2 protein-coding genes are annotated in these 5,044 nt (G+C 49.5%); both read left to right on the top strand.

What is annotated here, in order from left to right:
- Positions 1 to 922: 922 nt before the first annotated feature.
- Entirely contained in the window at positions 923 to 4,240 is a 3,318-nt protein-coding gene (locus RMO84_RS02115) for a phycobilisome rod-core linker polypeptide (protein ID WP_310486805.1), read from the top strand.
- A gap of 264 nt (positions 4,241 to 4,504) precedes the next feature.
- Positions 4,505 to 5,044 (top strand): DegT/DnrJ/EryC1/StrS family aminotransferase (locus RMO84_RS02110; RefSeq protein WP_310486804.1); only part of this gene is annotated, 540 nt, incomplete at its 3' end.

Below are 5,044 nucleotides of genomic sequence, written 5' to 3'. Positions count from 1 at the left end.
CCGTTAGACCTTGTAGGGTTTACCTTGTTGTATTGCTTAGTTGTCTGTTCTTCCTTAGATTCCGTCTATTCTACGATGGGAATTGTGTTCACACGATTCAGTGATGTCCAATCATTGAATCCACCCATTTACCTTTTGGTTAGAGCCTGTCAGCCTGATTTGGCTCATTACATTGTGACGTAGTTTATCGACAGTTCATGTAAATTAATCATAGAAGAACTCCCTCTTGCTCTATAACCAGCTTAGGCTGCCAGTTATGGTTACTTTCAGGGTCTGCATTCCACCTTTTTCGTTACCTACTGGGGCGTGACCGGACTCAAGGAGTCTTTTCTGTGAGGGTAAGGGGTGTGAAACCCTCAGAGGAGTAGGCTCCTCGGACTAAGCGACCTTTCAAGTCGCGCTGGACAGTATTGTCCGGTCGGCGTCAGTACTATTCCCAGTCCCCCACTCCCAACTCTCATCCGGTGGTACAGCAACTCCGTCCCCTGCCTCTGTAACAAAACTTATCTTTTTTTTAATATTTGCCCGCCAATCCTCTACGATCTTTCGCAGACCACTTTTTAGAGAGTTCGATCTCTACACACTTCTTCATAAACAAGCTATCGGTAAGCGAAACGTTTTAATCTAAAAGGTGTGCTAGTTTTGCTAGCGACAATTTTTATCGACGGGGAACCGAGATTAAACGTCTAGAGCGACCTGATTTATTCAAACTTCGATCGAGTTAAAGAGCGGTGCGCAAGCGTACGTCTGGCCTTAGGTTTAGATTGTGCGATCGGGACTAGCGATCGGCTGGAGATCTGTAGGATTGACAACCGATCCCCAACTTCGACACCCTTATCAACGCAGGCAGCAAACCAGCGTTTGACGCTCGATTAGGCTTAAGGCAGTAAAAAAAATATTCGGTTGGGAGATTTAGGATCTAATGAGTGTTAAGGCAAGTGGTGGCGGCTCTCTATCCCGTCCAAATTTATATCAAACACTACCAGTTGCGACTATTTCGCAAGCAGAGCAGCAAGATCGGTTTCCGGCAATCGGCGAACTGAGCGAGCTAAAGAGTTATTTTCAATCTGGAGCTAAACGGATCGAAATCGCCAAAATTATCACTGATAATTCTGAGTTGATTGTTTCTCGTGCGGCGAACCGGATTTTTGTCGGTGGATCCCCAATGGCCTTTTTGGAAAAGCCAGCAGTCTCCGAGCAAAAAGTTGCAACGACTTTTGCTAGCGGTACCAAACAAACTGAATCCACGCTGGGAACTGCGACTTTTGTGGAAGCTAAGGGCAGCTTCTTCTCGAACATCACTTCCCTATTTACCGCCACTGGTGCGGGGGCGATTCCAGCAGGTTTCCAGCCGATTAATATTTCCTTGTATGGCCCTGCAAACATGCAGAAGTCCTTACGGGATATGAGTTGGTTTCTCCGTTATGTGACTTATGCGATCGTCGCTGGCGACCCGAATATCATTACGGTGAATACGCGCGGCTTGAGAGAAATCATTCAAAATGCTTGCTCTGTCCCAGCCACAATCGTCGCACTGCAAGAGATGCGCGCGGGTTCGATCGGCTATTTTAGCAAAGACCAAGAAGCTCTAGATATTATTAACCAGTACTTTGAAATCCTGATTAATGAGTTCAAAGCATCGGCACCAGCGAATAAACTCCGCCAGCGTCCATCTGACGACCAGCAAGGTCTGGAACTGCCCCAAATTTACTCCGCTGCTGCCGAACGTCGTGTCAAGTATGCGATGAAGCCAGGTTTGTCGGGTGTTGAGAAAAATGACGTCATCAAAGCGGCTTACCGCCAGGTTTTTGAGAGAGATATCACTCGTGCCTACAGCTTATCGGTTTCCGATCTAGAATCGAAAGTCAAAAATGGCGAAATTTCGATGAAGGAATTCATCCGCCGCTTGGCTAAATCGCCGCTGTATCAGAAGAATTTCTTCCAACCTTATATCAATAGTCGGGCACTAGAACTCGCTTTCCGGCACATTCTCGGTCGCGGCCCATCCTCGCGCGAAGAAGTCCAGAAGTATTTCAGTATCGTCTCTGCTAAGGGCTTAAATGGGCTGATCGATGCCCTCGTAGACTCCTCGGAGTACTCTGACTACTTCGGTGAAGAGACAGTGCCTTACATTCGCGGCTTGGGTCAAGAAGCTCAAGAGTGTCGCAACTGGGGGCCACAACAGAACCTGTTCAACTACAGCGCGCCCTTCCGTAAGATTCCGCAGTTCTTGACGACATTTGCAGCTTACGAGCGGCCACTTGCCGACCAACATGTCTACGGCTCGGGCAACGATCCGCTGGAAATTCAGTTTGGGGCGATCTTCCCGAAAGAAACTCGCAATCCCAGCAACTCGCCAGCACCATTCGGCAAAGATACGCGCCGGATCTTGATCGCGCAAGGCCCAGGGATTAATAACCAACTGAGCAATCCCGGCGCGCGCGGTGTCGCTCCAGGTAGTTTGGGAGCAAAAACTTTTAAACTCGACCAATTACCTGCTTTCCAATCAACTGGGAAAAAAGCCAAAACCGGACAAGGTCGCAGTACGTCCTTCGCTGAAAGTTCGACACAAGCAGTAATTAAAGCAATTTATCTGCAAGTGATGGGACGGGATGTGTATGAAGGTCAACGCCTGAAAGTTAAAGAGATCGAGTTGGAAAACGGCGATATTACAGTCCGCGAATTCGTCCGCGCGCTCGCCAAATCCGATCTGTTCCGCAATACCTACTGGACGAAATTCTATGTATGTAAAGCGATCGAATATATCCACCGTCGTCTGCTCGGTCGTCCGACTTACGGTCGTCAGGAGATGAATAAATACTTCGATCTCGCGTCCAAGAAGGGCTTCTACGCGATCGTCGATGCCATGATCGACTCGACAGAGTACAGCGAAAGCTTCAACGAAGACATGGTGCCTTACAATCGCTATCTCACGCCAGCGGGTGTGAGTATGCGCAACCTGCGCGTCGGCAGTATCGGCGATACGGGTGTCGGCACCCTCACTCAAGCTCAAGCTGAGACTACGCCACGCTTTGTGGAACTCGGCGCGACCAAGGACAATCGATCGCAACCCGATATCGACTTCCGCATCAATCAAGGCGTCAGCAAAAAACGCGAACAAACTAAAGTCTTCAAGCTCACTCAAGCTGGAGATAAAGTTCAGCTCCAAACTGTCATTCGCGCTGCCTATCGTCAAGTCTTTGAGCGGGATATCGAACCTTACATCGTCGCCAATGAGTTTAGCGCGCTCGAAAGCAAGCTCGGTAACGCCGAAATCAACCTCAAGGAATTCATCGAAGGACTCGGTTGTTCTGGCTTGTACCTCAAAGAGTTCTACACGCCTTACCCCAACACGAAGGTTATCGAACTGGGTACCAAGCACTTCCTCGGACGCGCCCCCCTAGATCAAGCCGAAATCCGCAAATACAATCAAATTCTCGCAACAGCGGGGATTAAAGCCTTCATTGGTGCGATGGTTAATGGTACGGAATATTCCGAAGTGTTTGGCGAAGACGTAGTACCTTACAATCGCTTCTTGACCTTGCCAGCCGCTAACTATCCTAATAGCCAAACCCTCTACAACAAGCTCACCAAACAGGATAAACAGCTTGTCGTGCCGAGTTTCGATACGATCAAACCTCGGATGGATATGGCGAAACTCCCAATGACTGGTAAAGCGATTGCCGATAACGCCGCTGCTGCCCGCCAGAAGGAGTCAGAATTGGTCGCTTTGGGACGTTCCTCTAGTCTGACCATGACCGAGTCTAGCGTGGCCACCACGGCGCAAATTGCCCGCGATGCCGCCCGCATTTTTCGGGTGAATGCTAGCACCAGCCAATCGGAAGCGACGATCGCGATCGAATCGCTATACATCCACGTGATGGATCTGAGTAACGGTGAAATTCCCGAGCAGTTCCGCCGTGCGGACTTGGAAAGTCAAGTACGCACTGGTCAGATCTCCATGCGGCAGTTTGTGGCGACATTAACTAGCTCGGATGCGTATATCGATCGCTTCTACACGCCATATCCCAACACCAAGGCGATCGAATTTTTATTCCGTCACCTGTTGGGTCGCGCACCATTAAATCAAGCGGAAGTATCCGATTACAATCGCACGATCGCCGAGCGCGGTTTTGGTGCAGCCGTCATGTCAATGGTCGATGGCGTCGAATACTCTCGCTACTTTGGTGAAGATGTCGTGCCTTATCACCGTTCGCCTTCGTTAGTTGCTGGTAACTAAATAGTCGATCGTCGATCGCGTTGAGATTGAAACAGGAATTTATCCGCTGTCTTAATCTTGAATAAAGCTCTAAACTCCTGCTGTTAGTGAGAGTCTAAAGCTGTCTGTCAACTACAAATAGCTACAATCTACTCGATCGATCCCTAAATCTCGATCGAAAAATTCCAAGATAGGTGAGAATAATTTCTCACCTATCTTTTTATTCTCAACTCCCATACGGTGGTACAGCAACTCCCAACTCCCCGCTCCCCGCCAAATGTACCAATGTCCCAAATAGAACCCGCTCAAACCCCAATTATCGATGCCCTTCAAGAGTGGGTAGCCACAGCCCACGCGCCGTTCTATACCCCAGGACACAAGCGCGGTCAGGGGATGCACCTCCTGTTAAAAGAGCAGTGGGGTACGGCAGTTTTGGGTTGGGATCTGCCGGAGTTGCCAGGACTGGACAATCTCCATGCCCCCTCAGGTGCGATCGAGTCGGCGCAAGTCCTCGCTGCCCAAGCATTTGGGGCACAGCAAACCTGGTTTTCGGTTAATGGTTCGACGGCTGGAGTCATCGCGGCAATTTTGGCGACTTGTGGCGATGGGGATAAGATTATTTTGCCACGTAATATTCATTCCTCGGCGATCGCTGGCATCATTCATGCTGGTGCAGTACCTGTATTTGTCAATCCCAGCTACGATCGAGACTTAGATATCGCACATAGCATTACACCAGCCGCCGTTCAATTCGCCCTAGAGCAGCATCCCGATGCCAAGGCTGTGATGATGGTCTATCCGACTTATTACGGCGTAGGTGGCGAT

This window comes from Chamaesiphon sp. VAR_69_metabat_338, from assembly GCF_031423935.1.
GTDB lineage: Bacteria > Cyanobacteriota > Cyanobacteriia > Cyanobacteriales > Chamaesiphonaceae > Chamaesiphon.
Note: the sequence above shows the minus strand (reverse complement) of the source record. Positions and strands in the feature narration are given on the sequence as shown.